The sequence below is a fragment of the Halovulum dunhuangense genome (genome assembly GCF_013093415.1).
Classification (GTDB): Bacteria; Pseudomonadota; Alphaproteobacteria; order Rhodobacterales; family Rhodobacteraceae; genus Halovulum; species Halovulum dunhuangense.
In genome coordinates, this window is record NZ_JABFBC010000002.1 from 540327 (window position 1) to 561604 (window position 21278).

At 67.7% G+C, this 21278-nt stretch carries 21 protein-coding genes and 1 tRNA gene; 9 read left to right on the plus strand and 13 right to left on the minus strand.

Features of this window, described 5'->3' with window-relative positions; genetic code table 11:
• Positions 1 to 20: 20 nt before the first annotated feature.
• The 4 genes from HMH01_RS13295 to HMH01_RS13310 all read right to left on the minus strand — a co-directional run bounded on the left by HMH01_RS13295 (position 21) and on the right by HMH01_RS13310 (position 1996).
• Complete coding sequence (locus HMH01_RS13295) at positions 21 to 536, minus strand: GNAT family N-acetyltransferase (protein WP_171326255.1); 516 nt, start codon at positions 534 to 536, stop codon at positions 21 to 23.
• An 80-nt stretch (positions 537 to 616) separates the two neighbouring features.
• Positions 617 to 784 carry a 50S ribosomal protein L33 gene (gene rpmG, locus HMH01_RS13300; RefSeq protein ID WP_009572866.1) on the minus strand — a complete coding sequence of 56 codons (168 nt, stop codon included), beginning with the start codon at positions 782 to 784 and terminating at the stop codon, positions 617 to 619.
• Between the two features lie 96 nt (positions 785 to 880).
• Positions 881 to 1567, minus strand: a complete 687-nt coding sequence (locus HMH01_RS13305) for an NUDIX hydrolase (protein WP_171326256.1) — start codon at positions 1565 to 1567, stop codon at positions 881 to 883.
• 33 nt (positions 1568 to 1600) lie between these two features.
• The gene (locus HMH01_RS13310; protein WP_425483620.1) at positions 1601 to 1996 is read right to left on the minus strand and encodes a DUF983 domain-containing protein; all 396 of its coding nucleotides are present in this window, start codon (positions 1994 to 1996) and stop codon (positions 1601 to 1603) included.
• Positions 1997 to 2292: 296 nt separating this feature from the next.
• On the opposite strand from HMH01_RS13310, the gene HMH01_RS13315 reads away from it, so the two are divergent.
• The 3 genes from HMH01_RS13315 to HMH01_RS13325 are packed head-to-tail and all read left to right on the plus strand — an operon-like array spanning position 2293 to position 3732.
• Positions 2293 to 2871, plus strand: a complete 579-nt coding sequence (locus HMH01_RS13315; protein ID WP_171326258.1) for an RNA polymerase sigma factor — start codon at positions 2293 to 2295, stop codon at positions 2869 to 2871.
• Between the two features lie 4 nt (positions 2872 to 2875).
• Entirely contained in the window at positions 2876 to 3241 is a 366-nt protein-coding gene (locus HMH01_RS13320; protein WP_171326259.1) for a hypothetical protein, read from the plus strand.
• On the plus strand, positions 3238 to 3732 hold the full coding sequence (locus tag HMH01_RS13325; RefSeq protein ID WP_171326260.1) for a periplasmic heavy metal sensor: 495 nt from the start codon (positions 3238 to 3240) through the stop codon (positions 3730 to 3732). Before HMH01_RS13320 ends, HMH01_RS13325 begins: the two co-directional genes overlap by 4 nt.
• Here HMH01_RS13325 and HMH01_RS13330 read toward each other — a convergent pair whose 3' ends face one another.
• A complete protein-coding gene (locus tag HMH01_RS13330; protein WP_171326261.1) occupies positions 3733 to 5067 on the minus strand; it encodes a GGDEF domain-containing protein in 1335 nt (444 codons plus the stop codon).
• A gap of 120 nt (positions 5068 to 5187) precedes the next feature.
• Here HMH01_RS13330 and HMH01_RS13335 point away from each other — a divergent pair, with 120 nt between their 5' ends.
• The gene (locus HMH01_RS13335; RefSeq protein WP_171326262.1) at positions 5188 to 5466 is read left to right on the plus strand and encodes a DUF3572 domain-containing protein; all 279 of its coding nucleotides are present in this window, start codon (positions 5188 to 5190) and stop codon (positions 5464 to 5466) included.
• Here the strand turns inward: HMH01_RS13335 and HMH01_RS13340 are convergent.
• Positions 5463 to 5897 (minus strand): acyl-CoA thioesterase, encoded by a 435-nt coding sequence (locus HMH01_RS13340; RefSeq protein ID WP_171326263.1) that lies wholly within the window; start codon positions 5895 to 5897, stop codon positions 5463 to 5465. The genes HMH01_RS13335 and HMH01_RS13340 overlap by 4 nt on opposite strands.
• A gap of 68 nt (positions 5898 to 5965) precedes the next feature.
• On the opposite strand from HMH01_RS13340, the gene HMH01_RS13345 reads away from it, so the two are divergent.
• From HMH01_RS13345 to HMH01_RS13360, 4 genes are all read left to right on the plus strand, one after another.
• Positions 5966 to 6664 (plus strand): HAD-IA family hydrolase, encoded by a 699-nt coding sequence (locus tag HMH01_RS13345; protein WP_171326264.1) that lies wholly within the window; start codon positions 5966 to 5968, stop codon positions 6662 to 6664.
• 58 nt (positions 6665 to 6722) lie between these two features.
• Positions 6723 to 8639: an amylosucrase gene (locus HMH01_RS13350; RefSeq protein WP_171326265.1), complete on the plus strand. Its 1917-nt coding sequence runs from the start codon at positions 6723 to 6725 to the stop codon at positions 8637 to 8639.
• A gap of 69 nt (positions 8640 to 8708) precedes the next feature.
• Positions 8709 to 9635 carry an ABC transporter ATP-binding protein gene (locus HMH01_RS13355; protein WP_171326266.1) on the plus strand — a complete coding sequence of 309 codons (927 nt, stop codon included), beginning with the start codon at positions 8709 to 8711 and terminating at the stop codon, positions 9633 to 9635.
• Complete coding sequence (locus tag HMH01_RS13360; protein WP_171326267.1) at positions 9632 to 10393, plus strand: ABC transporter permease; 762 nt, start codon at positions 9632 to 9634, stop codon at positions 10391 to 10393. Before HMH01_RS13355 ends, HMH01_RS13360 begins: the two co-directional genes overlap by 4 nt.
• A gap of 130 nt (positions 10394 to 10523) precedes the next feature.
• Here the strand turns inward: HMH01_RS13360 and HMH01_RS13365 are convergent.
• From HMH01_RS13365 to HMH01_RS13385, 5 genes are all read right to left on the minus strand, one after another.
• Positions 10524 to 10598: transfer RNA gene (locus HMH01_RS13365), tRNA-Gly, on the minus strand.
• Positions 10599 to 10654: 56 nt separating this feature from the next.
• Positions 10655 to 11989, minus strand: coding sequence for an MFS transporter (locus tag HMH01_RS13370; protein ID WP_171326268.1), 1335 nt, complete (start codon positions 11987 to 11989; stop codon positions 10655 to 10657).
• A gap of 4 nt (positions 11990 to 11993) precedes the next feature.
• The gene (locus tag HMH01_RS13375) at positions 11994 to 15440 is read right to left on the minus strand and encodes a pyruvate carboxylase (protein ID WP_171326269.1); all 3447 of its coding nucleotides are present in this window, start codon (positions 15438 to 15440) and stop codon (positions 11994 to 11996) included.
• A 148-nt stretch (positions 15441 to 15588) separates the two neighbouring features.
• The gene (locus tag HMH01_RS13380; RefSeq protein ID WP_171326270.1) at positions 15589 to 17541 is read right to left on the minus strand and encodes a monovalent cation:proton antiporter-2 (CPA2) family protein; all 1953 of its coding nucleotides are present in this window, start codon (positions 17539 to 17541) and stop codon (positions 15589 to 15591) included.
• 3 nt (positions 17542 to 17544) lie between these two features.
• Complete coding sequence (locus tag HMH01_RS13385) at positions 17545 to 18180, minus strand: NAD(P)H-dependent oxidoreductase (protein WP_171326271.1); 636 nt, start codon at positions 18178 to 18180, stop codon at positions 17545 to 17547.
• Between the two features lie 140 nt (positions 18181 to 18320).
• Here HMH01_RS13385 and HMH01_RS13390 point away from each other — a divergent pair, with 140 nt between their 5' ends.
• Positions 18321 to 20696 carry an ATP-dependent helicase gene (locus tag HMH01_RS13390; protein WP_425483612.1) on the plus strand — a complete coding sequence of 792 codons (2376 nt, stop codon included), beginning with the start codon at positions 18321 to 18323 and terminating at the stop codon, positions 20694 to 20696.
• An 82-nt stretch (positions 20697 to 20778) separates the two neighbouring features.
• On the opposite strand, the gene HMH01_RS13395 is transcribed toward HMH01_RS13390, so the two are convergent.
• Positions 20779 to 20994 (minus strand): DUF1127 domain-containing protein, encoded by a 216-nt coding sequence (locus tag HMH01_RS13395; protein ID WP_171326273.1) that lies wholly within the window; start codon positions 20992 to 20994, stop codon positions 20779 to 20781.
• A 41-nt stretch (positions 20995 to 21035) separates the two neighbouring features.
• A complete protein-coding gene (locus tag HMH01_RS13400) occupies positions 21036 to 21200 on the minus strand; it encodes a YjiS-like domain-containing protein (protein ID WP_171326274.1) in 165 nt (54 codons plus the stop codon).
• Between the last annotated feature and the right edge of the window lie 78 nt (positions 21201 to 21278).

Consider the following 21278-nt stretch of genomic DNA (forward strand, 5'->3'; position numbering starts at 1 on the left):
TTTTCATTTGGCCGGCAATATCAGGGGACGACGCGCTCCATCCGCACGGCGGGAAAGCGGATACCCGGTTGCAGCTCGATCTCGACATCGGCCAGGGGCACGAAGCCTTGCGACGCGTAGAAGGGCACCGCGGTGCGGGTGGAGTAGCACAGCATCCCGGTCATGCCGGCCGCCCGCGCCTCGCGCAGGCATCGGTTCATCAACGCGCGCCCGATGCCCCGTCGGACCAGGTCCGGATCGGTGGCAAAATGGCGGATGCTGGCAAGGCTGTCCTCGGCGCGACCGGTCGCGGGATTGTGCCGCGTCCAGCCGCCGGCACCGATGATCGTGCCATCGGCCAGCTCTGCGACGTAATAGGTGCCACAGGCGACCAGCGCGGGCTGGGCCCGTGCGATCAGCGGAATCGCCATGACCAGCGCCGAGGGGGCATAGTCCGCCTTCAGCAGGCGCGGATAGCTGCGCGCCAGCAGCGAGTCGACGCCGGGCACGTCATCTGGCCTTCCGGGGCGGATGAAATATCCGGTGTCCGCGGTCATTTCCCAAAGCGCTCGTCAGTAATGCAGAAGGGCCGCGCAGTTCCCCGCGCAGCCCCCGATCAGCTTCGGAATGGCAGATCTTACTTGATCTTGCCTTCCTTGTACTCGACATGCTTGCGCGCCACCGGATCGTACTTCTTGACGACCATCTTTTCGGTCATGGTGCGCGCGTTCTTCTTCGTCACGTAGAAATGGCCGGTATCTGCGGTCGAATTCAGCCGGATCTTGATCGTGGTGGGCTTTGCCATCTGTCGTCTCCTCACCGGCGGGCCGGCGGCAGGTGTGAAATCTTGAAGCCCGGGTTCTACACGTAGCACCGCTCATGTCAAGCGCAGGGCACCTGCTCAGAGCGCGCGAAACCGTGAGTGACGTTCCGTGTGGTCGAAGAAGGGCACCGGACGCGACCGGGCGGCCGCCTTGGCATGGGCCTCGACCTCGGACAGGACCACGCGCGTGATGAACGGCAGGTCCAGATTGCGCGCCTGTGCAAGCGGTAGCCAGTGCAGGTGGCTCAACTCGTCATCGGCCGCCGAAAAGTCGTCGGGATCCCCCAGAAGCGCGGCCGCGTCGGCAAGGAAGAACCGCGCGTCGAACCTGCGCGGGCGGCCGGGCGGGGTGATCGCGCGAAAGACGAAGGACAGGGACGACGCGTCGGGCACGAGGCCCGCGTCGAGGAACCCCTCCCAACCCGGCGGCACGTCGGTCGCCGCGCTGGCGCCGGGGCGCGCCAGCCTGAGCCCGGCCTCTTCCCACAATTCGCGGATCGCCGCTGCCGCCAGCGCCATGGGCGAAACGGCGGAATGAAGCGCCAGGCGCGCCGCGACGCCAGCATCCAGGCCCGGATCGAGCGGCACGCGCGCGTCGGCGTCGTCCACCCGACCGCCGGGAAACACGTATTTCGAGGCCATGAAGACCGCCCCCGCCCCGCGCTGGCCCATGAGCACATGCGGGCCATCGGCCATCTGGCGCAGCAGCACCAGACTTGCGGCGTCGCGGATCGGCTGGTCGGCGTGGGGGGATTGCGTGCTCATCGGCGCGACTATGATCCGGCCCGACGCGCCTGTCTAGCGCGCCTCGTGCTCGGGTTCGGCGCCGAAGCCGTGCATCCGCCGGGCCCATTGAAGGCCCACGAACATGCCCTTGATGCGTGGAAGCAGATAGAGCGCCATCAGCGTGAAAAGGCCAGAGAAGACCAGCGCCATGAGCCACCCCTCGGGGCGGAACATCTCGTAGACGGTCAGCATGAGCGGCGCCATGATATGGCCTGTGATCAGGATCGTCGCCCAGGCCGGGCCGTCATCGGCGCGGTGATGGTGCAGTTCCTCGCCGCAGACCGCGCAGCCCTCGCGCACGGTCAGGTAGCCCTGCATCAGCGGCCCGGCACCGCATGAAGGGCAACGCCGTCGCCAGCCACGCAGAAGCGATCGGCGCAGGTCGCGCTCGGGTGCGTCGGCGGTCATGTCCGGGGCAATCGGGGTATCGCGCATGTCATGCTCCCACGGTTTCAGGACGAGAACATAGTGGCTTGCGGCATGGAATGCGCTGAGACAGCCTGTCTTGCGGCGGGATGTCGCGCCTGACGCGGTTTTCGTGCGACGGAAGCCCGCGTGCGGGGCGTAGAACCCCGTGCAAACCGAGAGCGGAGCAGACGCATGGGCGGACGGCACGGACACGGCACAAGGGGCGGCGGACATGGCACAGGCGCGGGATGAGGCCATCCGCGTATCCGGTCCGGGCCTTGCGCTGAGCGCCGCCCGTGGCAGAGGCCGGGGATCCCCAGCGGCAACGGGACGCCGCATTGCTTGCCGCCTGGGCGGCCGGGGAGCCGGATGCCGCCCGGCGGCTGGTGGATCTCCATGCGCCGCGCGCCTATCGGCTGGCGCTGCGGATGCTGCGCGATACCGCAGAGGCAGAGGAGATCACCCAGGAGGCGATGCTGCGGCTCTGGCGGATCGCGCCGCAATGGCGCGCCGGAGAGGCGCGGATCGACACCTGGCTCTACCGCGTGACCGCGAACCTGTGCACCGACCGCCTGCGGCGTCCACGGCCCGAGAAGATGCCCGAGGGATTCGAGGCGGCCGACGGCAGCCCGGGCGCAGAGGCGCGGTTGCAGCAGGATGCACGGGCGCAGGCGCTCGACGCGGCGCTGGCCGCCTTGCCGGAACGCCAGCGCCTTGCCATCGTGCTGCGGCATCTGGAGGAACGATCGAACCCGGAGATCGCCGCCGTGATGGAGCTTTCGGTCGAGGCGGTGGAAAGCCTGCTGTCGCGCGGACGGCGCGCGCTGCGGGCCCGGCTGGAGGGGGCCCGCAGCGCCCTTGGATACGAGGAATGATCCGATGACACGCGACCGGAACGACCGTGACAACCCTCTGGACCCGGCCTTTGCCGCGCTGCGCGCGCGGCAGCCGCAGCCACGGCCGGACTTCATGGCGCGGCTCACGGCCGAGGCGCTGGCGCTTCAACCGCCCCGCCCCAAGCCGGTGCGGGGCCAGCCCTGGTGGCAGGCGCTGGCCAGCAGTCTGGGCGGCTGGCGGGCGGGCATGACCCTGGCGGGCTCGGCTTTGGCGGGGGCGGCGCTGGGCTATTTCCAGCCGATGCTTCTTGATCCGCTCTATGCCGCGGCGCTGGGCGACGGGGTGATCATGGTCTCGGACATGGGCGAGGATCCGGTGGAAGCACTGCTCGAGGAGATCGGGTCGTGAGCGCGCCAGACAAGCCGCGTTCAGGGCGCTGGCTGAAGCCGGCGCTGATCCTGTCGCTGGGCCTGAACCTGGCTGTGGTGGGCGTTGTCGCGGGTTTCCTGCTGCGCGGCCCGGCCACGGGCCCCGCCGGCTGGAACGGTCCCGGCGGCGTGCCGCATCTGCTGGGGGCCCTGCCGCAGCAGGAGCGTGCAGCGTTGCGAGAAGATCTGCGCGATGGCCGGGCGAAGTTCCGCGCCGCCCGGACCGAGATACGCGAGGCTCGGGCGGCGCTGGTCGAGGCCCTTCTCGCAGAGCCCTATTCCGAGGCAGCGCTCAGCGCCGCGCTCGACCGGCAGGAGACGGTCTGGCGCGAGATCGGCGACCGCACCCGCGCCGTGCTGCTTGCCCGGATCGCCGCGATGACGCCAGAGGCCCGCCGCGCCATGGCCGAGACGCTCGAATCGCGTTCGCGCGGTGACTGGCGCGACCGGGGCGGCAGGGACCGGGAATGACTAGGCCGCGCGCGCGGCCAGCATGACCCGGTTGCGCCCCGCCGCCTTGCAGCGGTAAAGCGCGGCATCGGCATCCTGCACCAGCGCCTCGAGGGTGTCGCCAGGCCGGGCGACGGCGATGCCCGCGCTGACGGTCACGGTCAGCGGCCCGGTGGCGCGCGCGGCCAGCACGGGCGTCCGCTCGACCGCGCGGCGCAGCCGCTCGGCATGACGCGCGGCAGCCGCCTGGTCCCGGACGGGAACCGCCACCAGGAATTCCTCGCCGCCCATCCGCGCGAGCAGCGCCGCATCGCCCGAGGCAAGGCGCAGGCGCGCCGCGACTTCCGCGAGCACCCGGTCGCCGCAGGCATGTCCATGGCGGTCGTTCACACGCTTGAAGCGGTCGATATCGAGCAGGATCAGCGCCAGGCATTCGCCCGCCGCCTTCATCCGGGCCAAACGCGCGGGCAGCAGGGTCTCGACCATGCGCCGGTTGCCGAGGCCGGTCAGCGGATCGGTGTGGGCAAGCGCCAGCTCCTGCGCTAGGGCCGCGCGCAGGGCGTCGGCCCGGTCCGCGCGGCGCAACAGCGCGGCATGGCGGGCGGCGATCTCTGTCCAGGGGGTGTCGATCGTCACCGCCTCGCCGGCGCCAAGCGCCAGCGCCTGCGCCGCGCGGTGCGGGTCATCTGGCGGGCAGAGCGCGAGGATCGGGCTGTGCCGGGTGATGGTATCGTGCGGCAGGCGCGCGATCAGGCGCAACCCCGCCTCGCCGCAACGGGGCTGGCCAAGCCAGACCAGAATAGGCGCACCGGGCGCGGCGGCGCCTGCCTGGGCCGGGCTGGACAGGATGCCCGCGCGCAGCAGACCGGACAGAAGCGCGGGCTGCGGCGCATCCGAAGGGCTCAGAAGCACTGGCGCCGGCCGCCGGGCGGAAAGCCCCTCCACCTGCGGGAGCCTGCGGTGCGGCAGATCGCGGGCGGCCAGGCTTGCCGCGATCAGCCGCCGCAGCCGCGCGAGCGCCAGCGGACCGGATGCCGCATCCTCGCGGCTGACAACGTCGTCCGCCCCCAGCCGGAAGCATTCGGAAAGCACCGCGCGCGGGTCGTCTTCCGGGCGCAGGGTCGCGATGATCGGTACATGCCGCGCCCCCTGCCGTCGGGCGAGCCGGGCCATCAGCGCACGCCCCGAGGCGCCCGAATCGATGAAGGCCAGATCGGCGCCATCGATCAGCGCCTCGGCCGCCGGATCGGCCGGGTCGGCCAGAGTGGCGACCCTGTGGTATTCCTCGGTCAATCGGGCCCTGAGCAGCAGTCTTGCCCCCAGGTCCGGTTCTATGATCGCGATCTGCCCTGCCATGGGCTTGCCCCGTCCTTGCAAACCAGGCGGAGCTTTCTCCGCCCTTCTTGGCAAGGCTGGTGCAACAGGCTTAACAAATCCTTGCACACACCCAATCCGGAGGCCCCGCCCATGCTGCCGATGCGACGCGACGATGCCGAAACCCTGGCGCTGGGGGCGCTGGGGTGGATCGCCTCGGACCCCGACCGGGCCGGGGCGTTCCTGGGCGCAAGCGGCGCGAGCGTGGAAGACCTGCGGGACCGCGCCGCCGATCCCGACTTCCTTGGCTTCGTTCTGGATTTCCTGCTGATGGACGAAGCCTCGGTCCTGGCCTTCGCCGAGTCGCTGCCCTGCCGCCCCGAGGATGTCATGCGCGCCCGGGCGGGTCTTCCGGGGGGCGATCTGCCGAACTGGACCTAGGCCACCTGCAACCGCGCCAGCGCGCTGCGGAACGGGTCCGGCAGTGAAACCGGGCGGCGGCTGTCGCGGTCGACATAGACATGGACGAAGCGCGCTTCCGCCGCCGCATGATCCGCGCCGCCGCGAAACAGGCCGACCTCGTACTGGACGGACGAATTGCCGATGCGGGCCACCCGAAGTCCCGCGTCCACCGGATCGGGCCAACCCAGCGATTCGTGGAACACGCAGGCCGATTCCACTACCAGCCCGACCACCGGCCCATGGGGAATGTCGAGTTCCCCCGAGCCGATGATCCAGTCGTTCACCGCCGCGTCTACCAGTTCGTAGAAAACCGCGTTGTTCATGTGGCCGTATACGTCATTGTCGCGCCAGCGGGTGGTGTGGCGGGCGAAATGCGCGTAGTCGGTGCGGGTCTTGCGCGGGCGGGGCATGGTGCGGGCCGGGCTCCGTTCCTATCTCTGGGCTTGCGGGACGGTAGCAACTCACAAGGTGAACTCAAGTGGCCAGCATTCAGGCGATCATCTTCGACAAGGATGGCACCCTCTTCGACTTCAAGGCGACCTGGGGCGCCTGGACGGGGCGCTTCATCCGCGACATCGCCGGCCCCCATGACCGGGTAGAGCAACTGGCCGCCGCGGTGCGCTTCGATCTTGAGGCGGATCAGCACCTGCCCGACAGCCCCTTCATTGCCGGAACGGTGGACGATTGGGTGGAACTGGTGATCGAGGTGCTGCCGGAGCTGGGGCCGGACGAGCTGCGCGCGATCGTGCGGGAAACTACCGGCACGGCGGTGCAGGTGCCCGTGGCGCCGCTCGATCCGCTGATGGCGGGGTTGCGGCAGCGCGGCCTGCGGCTGGGGGTCGCCACCAATGACGGGATCGGCCCCGTGACGCACCATCTGCACGAGGCGGGCATCGCGCACCATTTCGACTTCGTCGCGGGCTATGACAGCGGGCACGGCGCAAAGCCCGGCCCGGGCATGCTGCTGGCCTTTGCCGAGGCGACGGGCATCGACCCGGCGGCGACCGTTATGGTGGGCGACAGCCGGCACGACCTGGAGGCCGGGCGCGCCGCCGGCATGCGGCGGCTTGCGGTGCTGACCGGGCACGCCACGGCGCCCGAACTCTCCCCCCATGCAGAGGCTGTGCTGCCTTCGATCGCGGCGCTGCCGGGCTGGCTGGATGGGCTCGGGGCCTGACCGCACGCCCGCCCATCCGGCTTGCGCGGGGGGCGGCAAACTGGCACTTCCTCATGCCATGACCTTGACGCAAACGCCCCAGGCCCGTCCCCGGCAGACCGCATCCGTCTCGGACGACACGATCTTCGCCCTGCGCCGCGCGCGGGGCGCCACGGATCTGTGGCAGCCGCTCGACCGGCTGTACGGAACCCATCCCGATTTCGCCGCCTTCGGCCGCGCGCTGGAAGCCCTGCTGTCTGAGGCCTTCGCGGCCCGCCCCGCGCCGCTGCGCGCCCTCGACCTGGAACGCGATCTGAACCCCGACTGGTTCCTGTCACCCCGGCAGGTGGGATACGTCTTCTATATCGACCGCTTCGCCGGATCGCTGACCGGGGTGCTGGACCATGTCGGCTATCTCAAGGAACTGGGCGTCACCTATGTCCATTTCATGCCCTGCCTCATGCCGCGCGAGGGCGCGAATGACGGGGGCTACGCGGTCCGGGACTACACCCGCTTCGATCCGCGCCTGGGCACGATGGAGGAATTCGAGACGGTCGCCGCGGCGCTGAGGGCAGAGGGGATCGGCGTCTGCCTCGACATGGTGCTGAACCACACTGCGTCGGAACACGCCTGGGCCGAGGCGGCGCGGGCGGGCGATGCGAAGTACCGGCGCTTCTACCATGTCTTCGACGACGAAACCCTGCCCCGCCAGTACGAGGAGTCGCTGCTCGAGATCTTTCCCGACGATGCGCCCGGGAACTTCACCTTCGACGAGGCGATGGGGAAATGGGTCTGGACCACGTTCCACCATTTCCAGTGGGATCTGAACTGGTCGAACCCATGGGTTTTCCTGGAAATCCTGCGCGTGATGCTGGCGCTGCTGAACCGCGGGGCCGAAACGCTGCGGCTGGATGCCGTCGCCTTCATGTGGAAGCAGATGGGCACCATCTGCCAGAACCTGCCCCCGGTGCATGACATATTGCAGGCGCTGCGGGCGGCCACGCGGATGGTTGCACCCGGCACGATGCTGAAGGCCGAGGCAATCGTCTCGCCGCAGGATCTGGTGCCCTATCTCGGGACCGGCACGCATACCGGAAAGGCGTCGAACCTGGCCTACCACAACAACCTGATGGTGCAGTTCTGGTCCTCGCTCGCCAGTCGCGACGTCGGCATGATGACGCATGTGCTGTCCACGCATTTCCCCTCGCGGTTTCCGAACGCGACCTGGGGCACCTATCTGCGCTGCCACGACGATATCGGCTGGGCGGTGACCGACGAGGATGCAGGCGCCGTGGGCCTGAACGCCCATGCCCATCGCAACTTTCTGGCGGATTTCTACGAGGGCGTGTTTCCGGGCAGCTTCGCCCGCGGCGGGCTGTTCCAGTACAACCCCGCCACCGGCGACAAGCGGAACAACGGCACCTGCGCCTCGCTCGCGGGGCTGGAGCGGGCGCTGGAACAGGGCGATCCGGGTCTGATCGACGACGCCATCGCCCGCATCCTCATGGGCCACGCGCTGATCGCAAGCTTCGGGGGAATCCCGCTCATCTACATGGGCGACGAGCTGGGGCTCATGAACAACTACGCCGACCACCGCCTGCCCGACGGATCGATCGACAGCCGCCGGATGCAGCGCCCCGACATGGACTGGGAAGCGGCGGCGCGCAGGCGTGATCCCGCCACGATCGAGGGGCGCATCTTCGGCGGGGTGCAGCGGATCATGGCGCGGCGCGCGGGGCTGCGGCAACTGCATGGCGGCCACCCGACCGAGATATTGCCACCGCCCACGCCCTCGGTCCTTGCCTTCCGCCGCGCGGCGCCCGGCGAGCCGGTCGTCTGCCTGTTCAATTTCCGCGAAACAGAGCAATGGGTTCCGGCCAGCTGGCTTCAGGCGCAGGGCGTGACGATCTGGCGGGATCGGCTGGGCGAGCAGCCGCTCGATCCGGCGGCAGGAGGCGTTCTGTTGCCGCGCTACGGAGCCCTCTGGATCGGCTGAGCCGAAGGGGGCTATCCGCCGGCAGGCCAGCGGGTTATCTGATGGGGCATTGAAAAAGGAATTCGAGACATGCCCCCGATTGTCGAGATACGGGACCTTACAAAGACCTATGCATCCGGCCACAAGGCGCTCAAGGCGGCCAGCCTGAGCATCGAACAGGGCGAGATCCTTGCCCTGCTGGGGCCGAACGGCGCGGGCAAGACGACGCTCATCTCCATCGTCTGCGGTATCGTCACGCCGACCTCCGGCAGCGTGGCGGTGGCCGGCCATGACGTGTTGCGCGACTGGCGCGCGGCGCGCACCGCCATCGGGCTGGTGCCGCAGGAAATCGCGCTTCAGCCCTTCGACAGGGTGCTCGATACCGTCGCCTTCACCCGCGGCCTGTTCGGGATGCCCGACGACCCGGCGCTGACCGAGCGGGTGCTGCGGGCGCTGTCGCTGTGGGACAAGCGGCAGGCGCGGATCACCGAGCTGTCGGGCGGCATGAAGCGCCGGGTGCTGATCGCCAAGGCGCTGATCCACGAGCCGCGGGTGCTGTTCCTCGACGAGCCCACCGCCGGCGTCGATGTCGAGTTGCGCCGCGAGATGTGGGAACTGGTCGAGGAATTGCGCGCCAAGGGCACCACGATCATCCTGACGACCCACTACATCGAGGAGGCGGAGGCCATCGCCGACCGGATCGGCGTCATCTCCGGCGGAGAGATCCTGCTGGTGGAGGACAAGGCCAAGCTGATGAAGCGGCTGGGCCGCAAGGAACTGGAGATCGAGTTGCGCGCGCCGCTGGCGGACGTGCCGGCAAGCCTGGGGGAATGGAGCCTCGAGCTGTCGTCCGACGGCGAGCGGCTGACCTACAACTACGACACCCAGGGCGAGCGGACCGGCATCGCGCGGCTGCTGTCGGACCTGAGTGCCGCGGGCATCGTGGTGCGCGATTTGCGCACGAAGCAAAGCTCGCTGGAGGAAATCTTTGTCGACATGGTGAAGGAGCGGCCATGAACCTGCGCGCGATCCTGGCGATCTACAAGTTCGAGATGGCGCGCACCCTGCGCACGCCGCTGCAAAGCGTGATCTCTCCGGTGATCTCGACCGTGCTTTATTTCGTCGTATTCGGCTCGGCCATCGGCAGCCGCATCGAGTCGGTCGAAGGGGTCGGCTACGGGGCCTTCATCGTGCCGGGCCTGATCATGCTGTCGGTGCTGATGCAGTCGGTGTCGAACGCCAGTTTCGGGATCTACTTCCCGAAATTCGTCGGCACCTTCTACGAGCTCCTGTCGGCGCCGGTCTCGTATCTCGAGGTGGTGATCGGCTATGTCGGCGCGGCAGCCACGAAGTCGCTGGCGATCGGGCTCATCATCCTCGTCACCGCCAGCTTCTTCGTCGAGCTGCGGATCGCCCACCCGGTCTGGATGCTGGGCTTCCTGATCCTGACCTGCGTGAGTTTCGCGCTTCTGGGATTCATCATCGGCATCGTGTCGCGCAATTTCGAGCAGCTCCAGCTGGTGCCGATGCTTGTGATCACGCCGCTGGTGTTTCTTGGCGGCAGCTTCTACTCGATCTCGATGCTGCCGCCGTCCTGGCAGACGGTGTCGCTGTTCAACCCGGTGCTCTACCTGATCAGCGGCTTTAGATGGAGCTTCTACGAGGTGTCGGACGTGGCCGTGGGCGTCAGCCTGGCGGCGATCGCCGGGTTCCTCGCCGCGTGTCTGGCCATCACCTGGTGGCTGTTCAGGACCGGCTACCGCATCAAGAGCTGAGTTGGGCGGGCCGGGCCAAGGCCCGGTTTCGCAGCGCGGGATCGCGGTTTCGGGAACACTCTGCCAACGCCGGAAACCAGCGCAATCAGATGCCTGATTGCGTTTGGTTTCAGCAGCTTGTCTGGAAAATTGGAGCGGGCGATGAGATTCGAACTCACGACCCTTACCTTGGCAAGGTAATGCTCTACCCCTGAGCTACGCCCGCGCTCCGTTTCGTGAGGCCGTGTTATAGAGATTCTCCGGGGGCCTGCAAGCGGAAAATCAGACCTTTTCGACCGGACCTTCATCCGGATTTTCCGATGCCCCCTCGGCCGGGTTTTCGGGTGCCGGCCCGGTCTCGGACGGGGGCTCCGTGATATCGCCCTTGGGGTTCAGGACCAGCGTCTGCGGGGTAGATGTGGCCACCAGCGGGCTGGCCTTGAAGGCGCCCTTCTGGTCAGCCGGTACCGCCGAGCGCCGGCGCATCCGCCACAGCCCGAACAGGATCAGCGCCACATGCGCGACAAGCGACGTCAGAAACAGGCCCGAGGGCCCCATCGCGCCCATGACGACACCCGCCGCCAGCGGGCCGATGATCGAACCGATGCCGAACAGCAGCAGCAGCCCGCCGCTGGTCAGCAGGAAATAGTTCTCGGGCGCGTGGTCGTTCGCATGGGCCACGATTACCGGATACATTGCATAGACCGCAGCGCCGAAGATGCTGGCCACGACCAGCACCACCATGGGCTGCGTTGGCGCGAGAAAGACGAAGATCGCGTCGGCCACGGCCGCCACGAAGGTCAGGGCAAGAAGCACCTTGCGCCGGTCGATCCGGTCCGAAAGCCAGCCCACCGGCACCTGCAGCGCGGCCCCGGCGACCACCGCGATCGACATGAAGATGGCGATTGTCGATGTCTCAAGCCCGATCCGGTTGCCATAGACCGCGCCCAGCGTGCCGAAGGCGCTGTTGGATACGCCCACCAGCAGAACCGCCGCCACCGCCAGCGGCGAGTTGCGCCACAAGGTGGGCAGGTCCAGCTTGGCCGCGACCATCGGCTGCGGCGCGCTCTGGCGCGTGATCGCGGTGGGCAGCAGGGCCATGGCATAGAACATCGCCGCCAGCACGAAGAACGCGTAGCCTGCTGGATCGCCCAGCGTCAGCAGCATCTGCCCGGCCGTGGTCGCGGCCAGGTTCACCATGGTGTAGATGCCGAAAACGCGCCCGCGCAGATGCGGCGCGGTCCTCTCGTTCAGCCAGCTTTCGACGATCATGGCGGCGCCGGCAAAGCAGAAGCCCGCCACCGCGCGCAGCACGATCCAGGCCGGGGCATGGATCAGCAGCAGCGACGCAAGGATCGAGATCGCCGCAAGCCCGGCCATCGCGGAAAAGCCCCGGATATGCCCGACCCGTCCGACCAGACCCGGCACGATCAGGCAGCCGCCGACATAGCCCACGGCCCAGCCGGTGCCGAGCAGACCCAGCGACAGCTCGGAAAAGCCCTCGATGCTGCCGCGCAACGGCAGGATCAGGGCGTTGATGCCACCCGCGAACAGGAGTGCTGCCGATCCGACCAGCAGCGCCCCGATCTGCGAAATCTGCCCCTTGGTCTGGGTCATGGTCTCAGGCCTCGAATTCCACCAGCAGGTCCTTTGCATCGATCTGCGCGCCGGGCGTGACATGGACGGCCTTCACCACCGCGTCGCGGTCGGCATAGATGCCGGTTTCCATCTTCATCGCCTCGATGGTCAGCAGGAGCGTCCCCTCGGACACCTTCTGTCCCGGCTGCGCCGCGACAGTGGCAACGACGCCAGGCATCGGCGCACCCAGATGGGCGTTGTTGCCCGCCTGCGCCTTGGGCCGCGCCGCGCTGCTGGCGGCAACCTTGCGGTTGGGCACCCGGATCGTGCGCGGCTGGCCGTTCAACTCGAAGAAGACGCGGACCTGCCCCTCCTCGTTGGTCTCGCCGGCGGTCTGGAAGCGGATCTCCAGCGTCTTGCCCGGATCGATCTCGACCGAGATCTCCTGCCCCGGCTCCATCCCGTAGAAATAGACCGGGGTCGGCAGGGTGCGCACGGGGCCATAGACCGCGTGCCGCTCCATGTAGTCGGTGAAGACCTTGGGATACATCAGGTAGCCGCAGAGATCCTCGTCGTCGATCTCCACCCCGTCGAACTTGTCCGAGATTTCCCTGCGCTTCTCCTCAAGGTCTATGGGCGCCATGTGCGCACCGGGACGACCGGTTTCCGGCGTCTCGCCCTTCAGCACCTTCTTCTGGATGCCGGCAGGCCAGCCGCCCGGCGGCTGTCCAAGCTGGCCGCGCATCATGTCCACGACCGAGTCGGGGAAGGCAACGTCGCGGTCGGGATTCTCGACATCCGACCGGGTCAGGCCCTGGCTGACCATCATCAGCGCCATGTCGCCCACCACCTTCGACGACGGCGTCACCTTCACGATATCGCCGAACATCCGGTTCACATCGGCATAGGTGCGCGCGACCTGCGGCCATTTCTCCTCGAGCCCCAGGCTGCGCGCCTGCGCTTTCAGGTTGGTGAACTGCCCGCCGGGCATCTCGTGCAGATAGACCTCGGACGCGGGGGCCATCAGCCCGCTTTCGAAGGCGGCGTACTGCTTGCGCACCCCGCCCCAGTAATCCGAAACCTCGCGGATGGCGGCGGGGTCCAGCATGGTGTCGCGCGGCGTGTGGCGCAGCGACTCGACGATCGAACCGAGGCAGGGCTGGGACGTGCCGCCGGAAAAGGCATCCATCGCGGCATCGACCACATCGGCCCCCGCCTCGCAGGCGGCCAGCACCGTGGCACCGCTCAGCCCCGAGGTGTCATGGGTATGGAAATGGATGGGCAGCCCGACTTCTTCCTTCAGCGCCCGGACCAGCACCGTGGCCGAGGCAGGCTTCAGTAGCCCGGCCATGTCCTTGAGGCCGAGGATATGCGCGCCCGCGTCGCGCAACTCCTTCCCCATCGAGACGTAGTATTTCAGGTCGTACTTGGACCGGGCCGGGTCGAGGATGTCGCCGGTATAGCAGATCGTCCCCTCGCAGATGCGACCGGTGGACAGCACCGCGTCCATGGCGACGCGCATGTTCTCCACCCAGTTGAGGCTGTCGAACACGCGGAACACGTCTACCCCCGAGGCGGCCGCCTGTTCCACGAACTTCACGACCACGTTGTCGGGATAGTTGGTGTAGCCGACGCCGTTCGCCCCGCGCAGCAGCATCTGCGTCAGCAGGTTGGGCATCCGCGCGCGCAGGTCGCGCAGCCGCTGCCAGGGGCATTCCTGCAGGAAGCGATAGGCCACGTCGAAGGTGGCGCCACCCCAGCACTCGACCGAGAACAGGCCGGGCAGGTTATGGGCATAGGCATCGGCGATGCGCACCATGTCGTAGCTGCGCATCCGGGTGGCCAGCAGGCTCTGGTGGCCGTCGCGCATGGTCGTGTCGGTCAGCAGCACCCGCTCCTGCCCCAGCAGCCATTCGGCCACCGCCGCGGGTCCGTTCTCGTCCAGCAGCGTCTTCGTTCCGGGCGGCGGCGCATCGGCGCGCAGGGGCGGCACGGGGGGCAGCGCATCGGCGCGAACCGGGCGCTCGCGGCCCTCGGTCTCGGGGTGGCCGTTCACGGTGATGTCCGCGATATAGGTCAGGATCTTGGTCGCCCGATCGCGCCGCTCGTCGAAATGGAACAGCTCGGGCGTCGTGTCGATGAACTTCGTCGTGTAGGTGTTGTTCAGGAAGGTCGGGTGCTTCAGCAGGTTCTCGACAAAGGCGATGTTGGTCGACACGCCGCGGATCCGGAACTCCCTCAGCGCACGGTCCATGCGCGCGATGGCCGTCTCGGGCGTCGGCGCCCAGGCGGTCACCTTTTCCAGCAGCGAGTCGTAATAGCGGGTGATGACCGCCCCCGAATAGGCGGTCCCGCCGTCAAGCCGGATGCCCATGCCGGTCGCGCCCCGATAGGCGGTGATCCGGCCGTAATCCGGGATGAAGTTGTTCTGCGGATCCTCGGTGGTGATGCGGCACTGGATGGCATGGCCGTTGAGGGTGATGTCCTCCTGCCGCTCCTTTCCGGTGGCCTCCTGGATCGTCTTGCCCTCGGCCAGCAGGATCTGGGCGCGCACGATGTCGATGCCGGTGACTTCCTCGGTCACGGTATGCTCGACCTGCACGCGGGGGTTCACCTCGATGAAGTAGAAGTTGCCCGTGTCCATATCCATCAGGAACTCTACGGTGCCGGCGCAGTGATAGCCGACATGGGCGCAGATCTTGCGGCCCAGAGCGCACAGTTCCTCGCGGCTCTCCTGGTTCAGATAGGGGGCGGGGGCGCGTTCGACGACCTTCTGGTTGCGCCGCTGCACGGAACAGTCGCGCTCCCACAGGTGGTACATGCCGCCATACTGGTCGCCCAGGATCTGCACCTCGACGTGGCGGGCGCGGAGGATCATCTTCTCCAGGTAGCCCTCGCCGTTGCCAAAGGCGTTCTCGGCCTCGCGGCGGCCTTCGAGGACCTTTTCCTCCAGTTCCTTGTCGCTCATCACCGGGCGCATGCCACGCCCGCCGCCACCCCAGCTGGCCTTGAGCATGAAGGGATAGCCGATCTCGGCGGCCATGCGCCGCACCTCGTTCATGTCGTCGGGCAGCACTTCCGTGGCGGGGATCACCGGCACGCCCGCCTCGATGGCGACCCGTCGCGCGGAGGCCTTGTCGCCCAGCTTGCGCATCGTCTCGGCCCGCGGCCCGATAAAGGCGATGCCCGCTTCGGTGCAGGCATCCACAAGCTCGGGGTTCTCGGACAGAAGGCCATAGCCGGGATGGATCGCGTCGGCGCCGGACATCTTCGCCACGCGAATGATCTCGGGGATCGAGAGATAGGCCGCCACCGGACCAAGCCCCTCGCCGATGCGATAGGCCTCGTCGGCCTTGAAGCGGTGCAGCCCCAGCTTGTCCTCTTCGGCATAGACGGCGACGGTGCGCTTGCCCATCTCGTTCGCCGCGCGCATGACGCGAATGGCTATCTCGCCGCGGTTCGCGATCAGGATCTTGTTGAAGGATGTCATGGGCGGCCCTCCTGCCGGGGTATTGCAGCGCGACGCTACAATCCCGCAGCGCAGCAAACAACCAAGCAATCCGGCCATCTTCATCCGGATCGCGTCTGTCAGGGCCTCGGGCGCCTAGATACCGCATTCTGACGCAAGGGCAACCGTCTTAGCCGGGACCATCCCCGTCAGGGTCGGTCTCCGTCGCAGCGGCGGGATCGCGCGCGACCGTGCCACCCTGGGGCGGCGGCGCCCAGGCGCGGTCCCACCCGTCCCTTGCCGCAAGGCCCTCTCCCATCATCGCGGCGTTCACCCGGCGGTTGATCTCGCGCGCCCGGGCGGCATAGGCCTCGTTCTCGAAGACGGGGACATCGGGATCCCAGAGCTGCGCCAGCTCAGCCAGGTCCGCGCGATCCTGCCGGACATAGGCGCGCGCCGCGCGCTCGGCCTCGTAGGGATGAAGACCAAGCGCCCGAAGGGTATAGCGCCCCGCGCGCACCGAACTGTCAAAGGTCTCGCGCACGATGTCGCGCGCCCCGGCCGCATAAAGCCGATAGACATGCTCGCGGTCGCGCGCACGGGCGACGATATGCACATGGGGGTGCTCGCGGCTGACATATTCGACCATGTGCACGGCCTTGTCGGTATCGTCCATCGCGATCACCAGAACGCGGGCGTCACGGATCCCGGCGGCAAGCAGCAGATCAGGGCGCGAGGGATCGCCGAAGAATGCCTTGACCCCGAACCGCCGGAGCCCCTCGATCACGCCGTTATGGTAGTCCAGGACGACCGTCTTGTGCCCGTGCGACAGAAGCATCCGGTTGACCACCTGCCCGAACCGGCCAAGCCCCGCGATGATCACCGGCCCGGCCTCGTCGATGTCGTCATCGGGCAGCGCCTCGGTATCGACCCGCGCCGCGATCACCCGATCGTAGAGTATGAACAGAAGCGGCGTCAGCAACATCGACAGCGCGACGATCAACTGCAGCGTCTGGCCAAGCGCGACGGGGATCACGTCGTTCTGCGTGGTGAAGCTGAGCAGCACGAAGCCGAATTCCCCGGCCTGCGAGAGCGCGAGCGCGAAAAGCCAGGCGGCCGCCCCGCGCAGGCCGAAGACCTTGGCGAGGGCGAAGAGCACCATGAATTTCGCCAGCATCAGCCCGAGCGTCAGGCCGACCACCTGAACGAAGCTGCCGGCGAGGATCTGGAAATCGATCCCGGCGCCGACGGTGATGAAAAAGAGCCCCAGCAGCAGCCCCTTGAAGGGTTCGATGTCGGCTTCGAGTTCGTGGCGATACTCGCTGTTGGCCAGCACCACCCCGGCAAGGAAGGTGCCGAGCGCCGGGGAAAGTCCCACGACGGTCATCAGCAGCGCGATGGCGACGACCAGCAGAAGCGCCGCTGCGGTGAATATTTCCGGCAGGCGGGCATGGCTGAGAAAGCGGAACATCGGCCGCGTCAGGAAATGCCCACCGCCGACGATGGCCCCGACCGAGGCGAGAAGCGCCAGCGTGACGACCCAGCCCGGCTGCCCCTCGAGCAGGCTGCCGCCCGTGCTTGCGGCGAAACGGATGTCACTCACGCCGCCCCAGTCCGCGCCCATCAGTTCCGGCGCGGCCAGCAGCGGGATCAGCGCGAGCATCGGGATCACCGCGATATCCTGGGCCAACAGGACCGAAAAGCTGGCCCTACCGCCATCGGTGCGGATCAGCCCCTTTTCGCGCAGCGTCTGCATGACGATGGCGGTCGAGGACAGGGCAAAGGTCAGCCCGATCGCAAGCGCCACCGTCCAGGCCTGCCCCAGCGCCATCGCCACCAGCGCGATCAGCGCGGTGCTGAGCGCGATCTGGAGCCCGCCCAGCCCCAGCAGCCGAAGCCGCATCGCCCAGAGCACGCGCGGCTCCATCTCCAGCCCGATCAGGAACAGCATCATCACGACGCCGAATTCGGCGAAATGCTGAAGATCCTGCGTCTCGGCCCCCACCAGCCCCAGGATCGGCCCGATCACCACGCCGGCGATCAGGTAGCCAAGGACCGACCCCAGCCCCAGCCGGTTGGCAAGGGGAACCGCGACGACCGCCGCCAGAAGGTAGATGAAGCTCTGCGCAAGTACGCTCTCCATGCCTCAGCCCTCCGCGCCGAGGGGATGCGTCGGCGGGATGAGCCGGTCGGCCCCGGTGGCCACAGCAACGTCAAGCCGTCCGGCCACGATCGCCGCCAGCAGGGTCTCCCAGGCGTCGACATGGGCCTGCAACCGGCCCTCCTCTCCGGCCGAACGGGCGCCGTGCAGCACGAAGGGCGGCAGCCAGGTCATGCCGCACAGCCGCGCCGTCTGTTGCAGGGGCGCCATCAGGTCGCGCAGGGTGAAACGGTTGTAGCCCTCCGGTCCGTAGGCGCTCTCCGGGGCGGCGGTGCTGCAGGCGGAAAAGAACAGCTTTCCCTCCAGCGCGGTGCCGCCCTGGCCATAGGCAAAGCCGTATTCCAGCACCAGGTCCTGCCACTCCTTCAGGATCGACGGCGTCGAATACCAATAAAGCGGATGCAGGAAGATCACCGCGTCATGGGACCGCAGCCGATCCTGCTCGCGCGCGATGTCGATGTCGAAATCCGGATACTCGGCATAGAGATCGACCAGCGTGACCCCCGGCACCCACTCGGCAACCTTTGCCATGCGGGCAATCACCCGCGAGCGCCGCTGCACCGGATGCGCCATCAGGACCAGCACGCTGTTCCGCAGCCCGCTTTCCGCCTGTTCCGTCATGCGCCGCCCGCCCCGTCCTGCCATTGCCTCGGGGCAGAGTATGACCGCCCGGCGCGGACTGCGCGACAGGAACATCCAGCGAACACACTTTCCATCGGCGCGCCGGGGCGCTACATCTGGATGCCATGAGCGATTGGGAAATGGATGAATCGTCGGCATTCGACGGATGGGAACGGCGCAGCCTGTCGCAGCGGGCCATGCCGGCGCGCCCCACGCCCTATCTCGACGGGCTGAACCCGGACCAGCGCGCCGCGGTCGAGACGATCGACGGGCCGGTACTTGTTCTGGCCGGCGCGGGCACCGGCAAGACGCGGGCATTGACCGCGCGCATCGCCCATCTGCTGAACACCGGCCGCGCGCAGCCGAACGAGATTCTCGCCGTCACCTTCACCAACAAGGCCGCGCGCGAGATGAAGGACCGGATCGGCCAGCTGGTCGGCGGCCGGATCGAGGGGATGCCCTGGCTCGGCACCTTCCACTCGATCTGCGTCAAGCTGTTGCGCCGCCACGCCGAGCTGGTGGACCTGAAGGCGAATTTCACCATTCTCGATACGGACGACCAGATCCGCCTGCTGAAACAGCTGATCCGTGCCGAGGATATCGACGACAAGCGCTGGCCTGCCCGGATGCTGGCGGGGCTGATCGACCGCTGGAAGAACCGCGCCTGGACCCCCGACAAGGTGCCCGCCTCCGAGGCCGGGGCCTACAACAACCGCGGCACCGAATTCTACGAGCAGTACCAGGAACGGCTGCGCATCCTGAACGCGGTCGATTTCGGCGACCTGCTGCTGCACGTCGTGCGCATATTCCAGGAAAACCCGGACGTGCTGGAAAAGTACCAGCGCTGGTTCCGCTACATCCTGGTGGACGAGTACCAGGACACCAACATCGCCCAGTACCTGTGGCTGCGGCTGCTGGCCGGGGGGCACAAGAACATCTGTTGCGTGGGCGACGACGACCAGTCGATCTATGGCTGGCGCGGCGCCGAGGTGGGCAACATCCTGCGCTTCGAGAAGGATTTCCCGGGCGCCACGGTGGTGCGGCTGGAACAGAACTACCGCTCCACCCCGCATATCCTGGCCGCCGCCTCGGGCGTGATCGCCGCGAACGAGGACCGGCTGGGCAAGACGCTGTGGACCGATGCGGCCGAGGGCGAGAAGGTGCGCTTGATCGGTCACTGGGACGGCGAGGAAGAGGCGCGCTGGATCGGCGGGGAGATCGAGGCCTATCAGCGTGGCACACGGGGGCTCGCCCCCTATCCGCTGGACGACATGGCGATCCTGGTGCGCGCGTCCTTCCAGATGCGCGCCTTCGAGGACCGGTTCCTGACCATCGGCATGCCCTATCGGGTGATCGGCGGCCCGCGCTTCTACGAGCGGATGGAGATCCGCGACGCCATGGCCTATTTCCGCGTCGTGGTCAGCCCCGATGACGGGCTCGCGTTCGAGCGGATCGTCAATGTCCCCAAGCGCGGGATCGGCGACAAGGCGCAGGCGGCGATCAACCAGGTCGCGCGGCTGAACGGCGTGTCGCTGCTGGAAGCCTCGCGCATCCTGCTGGCCGAGGACGGGCTGCGCGGCAAGGCGGCGGGCGAATTGCGCGCGCTGATCGACAGTTTCGACCGCTGGAGCGCGCTGTTGCAGCAGGGCGAGCTGAACCATGTCGAGCTGGCCGAGGTGATCCTCGACGAAAGCGGCTACACGGAATTCTGGAAGAACGACAAATCGACCGAGGCACCGGGCCGGCTGGAGAACCTCAAGGAACTGGTCAAGGCGCTGGACGAGTTCGAGAACCTGCAGGGTTTCCTCGAGCATGTCAGCCTGGTGATGGAGAACGAGCAGGAGGAAGGCACCCCCAAGGTGTCGATCATGACCCTGCACGGGGCCAAGGGCCTCGAGTTTCCCGTGGTCTTCCTGCCCGGATGGGAGGACGGGCTGTTCCCCTCGCAGCGCTCGATGGACGAGAACGGGCTCAAGGGCCTCGAGGAAGAGCGCAGGCTTGCCTATGTCGGCATCACCCGGGCCGAGCGGCACTGCACGATCAGCTTCGCCGCCAATCGCCGCGTCTACAACCAATGGCAGTCCTCGCTGCCCTCGCGCTTCATCGACGAATTGCCGCCCCAGCATGTCGAGGTGCTTACCCCGCCCGGGCTTTACGGCGGGGGCTTCGGCGCGGCGGCGCCGGCGGCCGAGGCGATCCCGGGGATCATGCGCGGCTCGGATCTCGAGGAGCGGGCCACGCGGGCGGATGTCTACAACTCGCCGGGCTGGAAACGGATGCAGACCCGCGCCCAGCAGCCGCGCGGCATGGCGCAGCCGCGCGAGGCGCGCAACATGGTGATCGACGCCGAGGCCGTGTCCGCCTTCGAGATCGGCGAGCGGGTGTTCCACCAGAAATTCGGCTATGGCGCGGTGGTCGGGATCGAGGGCGACAAGCTTACCGTCGATTTCGAGAAGGCCGGCACCAAGAAGGTCGTCGCGAGCTACCTGAGCGCCGAGGACTCGATCCCCTTCTAGGCACCGGATGGCGCGGAAATGAAAAACCCGGCAGGTATGCACCTGCCGGGTTTCTTGTTGTCCCTCGATCTGGTTCCGCGGATCAGCGGCCGTAGACGCTTTCGCGCGCGATACGGGCGATCTCGCAACGGGCAATGCCCAGGTCGCTCAGGTCGCGGTCGCTCAGCTGCGACAGCTCGTCAAAGGTGCGACGGAACTCGCGCCAGTCGGCGGCGCGGCGCACGAGTGCGGCAAAGATGCCGGAGGCGCGCTCGCCCAGGGTTTCGGTGTGGGTCAGGGTTTCGTTGATATTCGCCATTTCATCCATCCTTCCGTCCGCGTCATGCGGAACAGGTCATTTCATTTCTCGAAGGCGGCCTTGCGGGCCAGCACGTCCAGCGCGCTCCGCTCAAGTCCCAGGTCACGCAGCGTCGCGTCGTTCAGTGCGTTCAGCTGCGCCAGGTTCCGCCGGTATGCGGCATGACGCTTCGCCCGCTTCAGCAGGGCGTTGAACGTCGCAGTCATCCTCCCCGTGAGGCTGTTCTCAGACGGCGCATATGCTACATGCGTCATGTCGTGGTCCTCTCCGGTTGTGGGCATAGC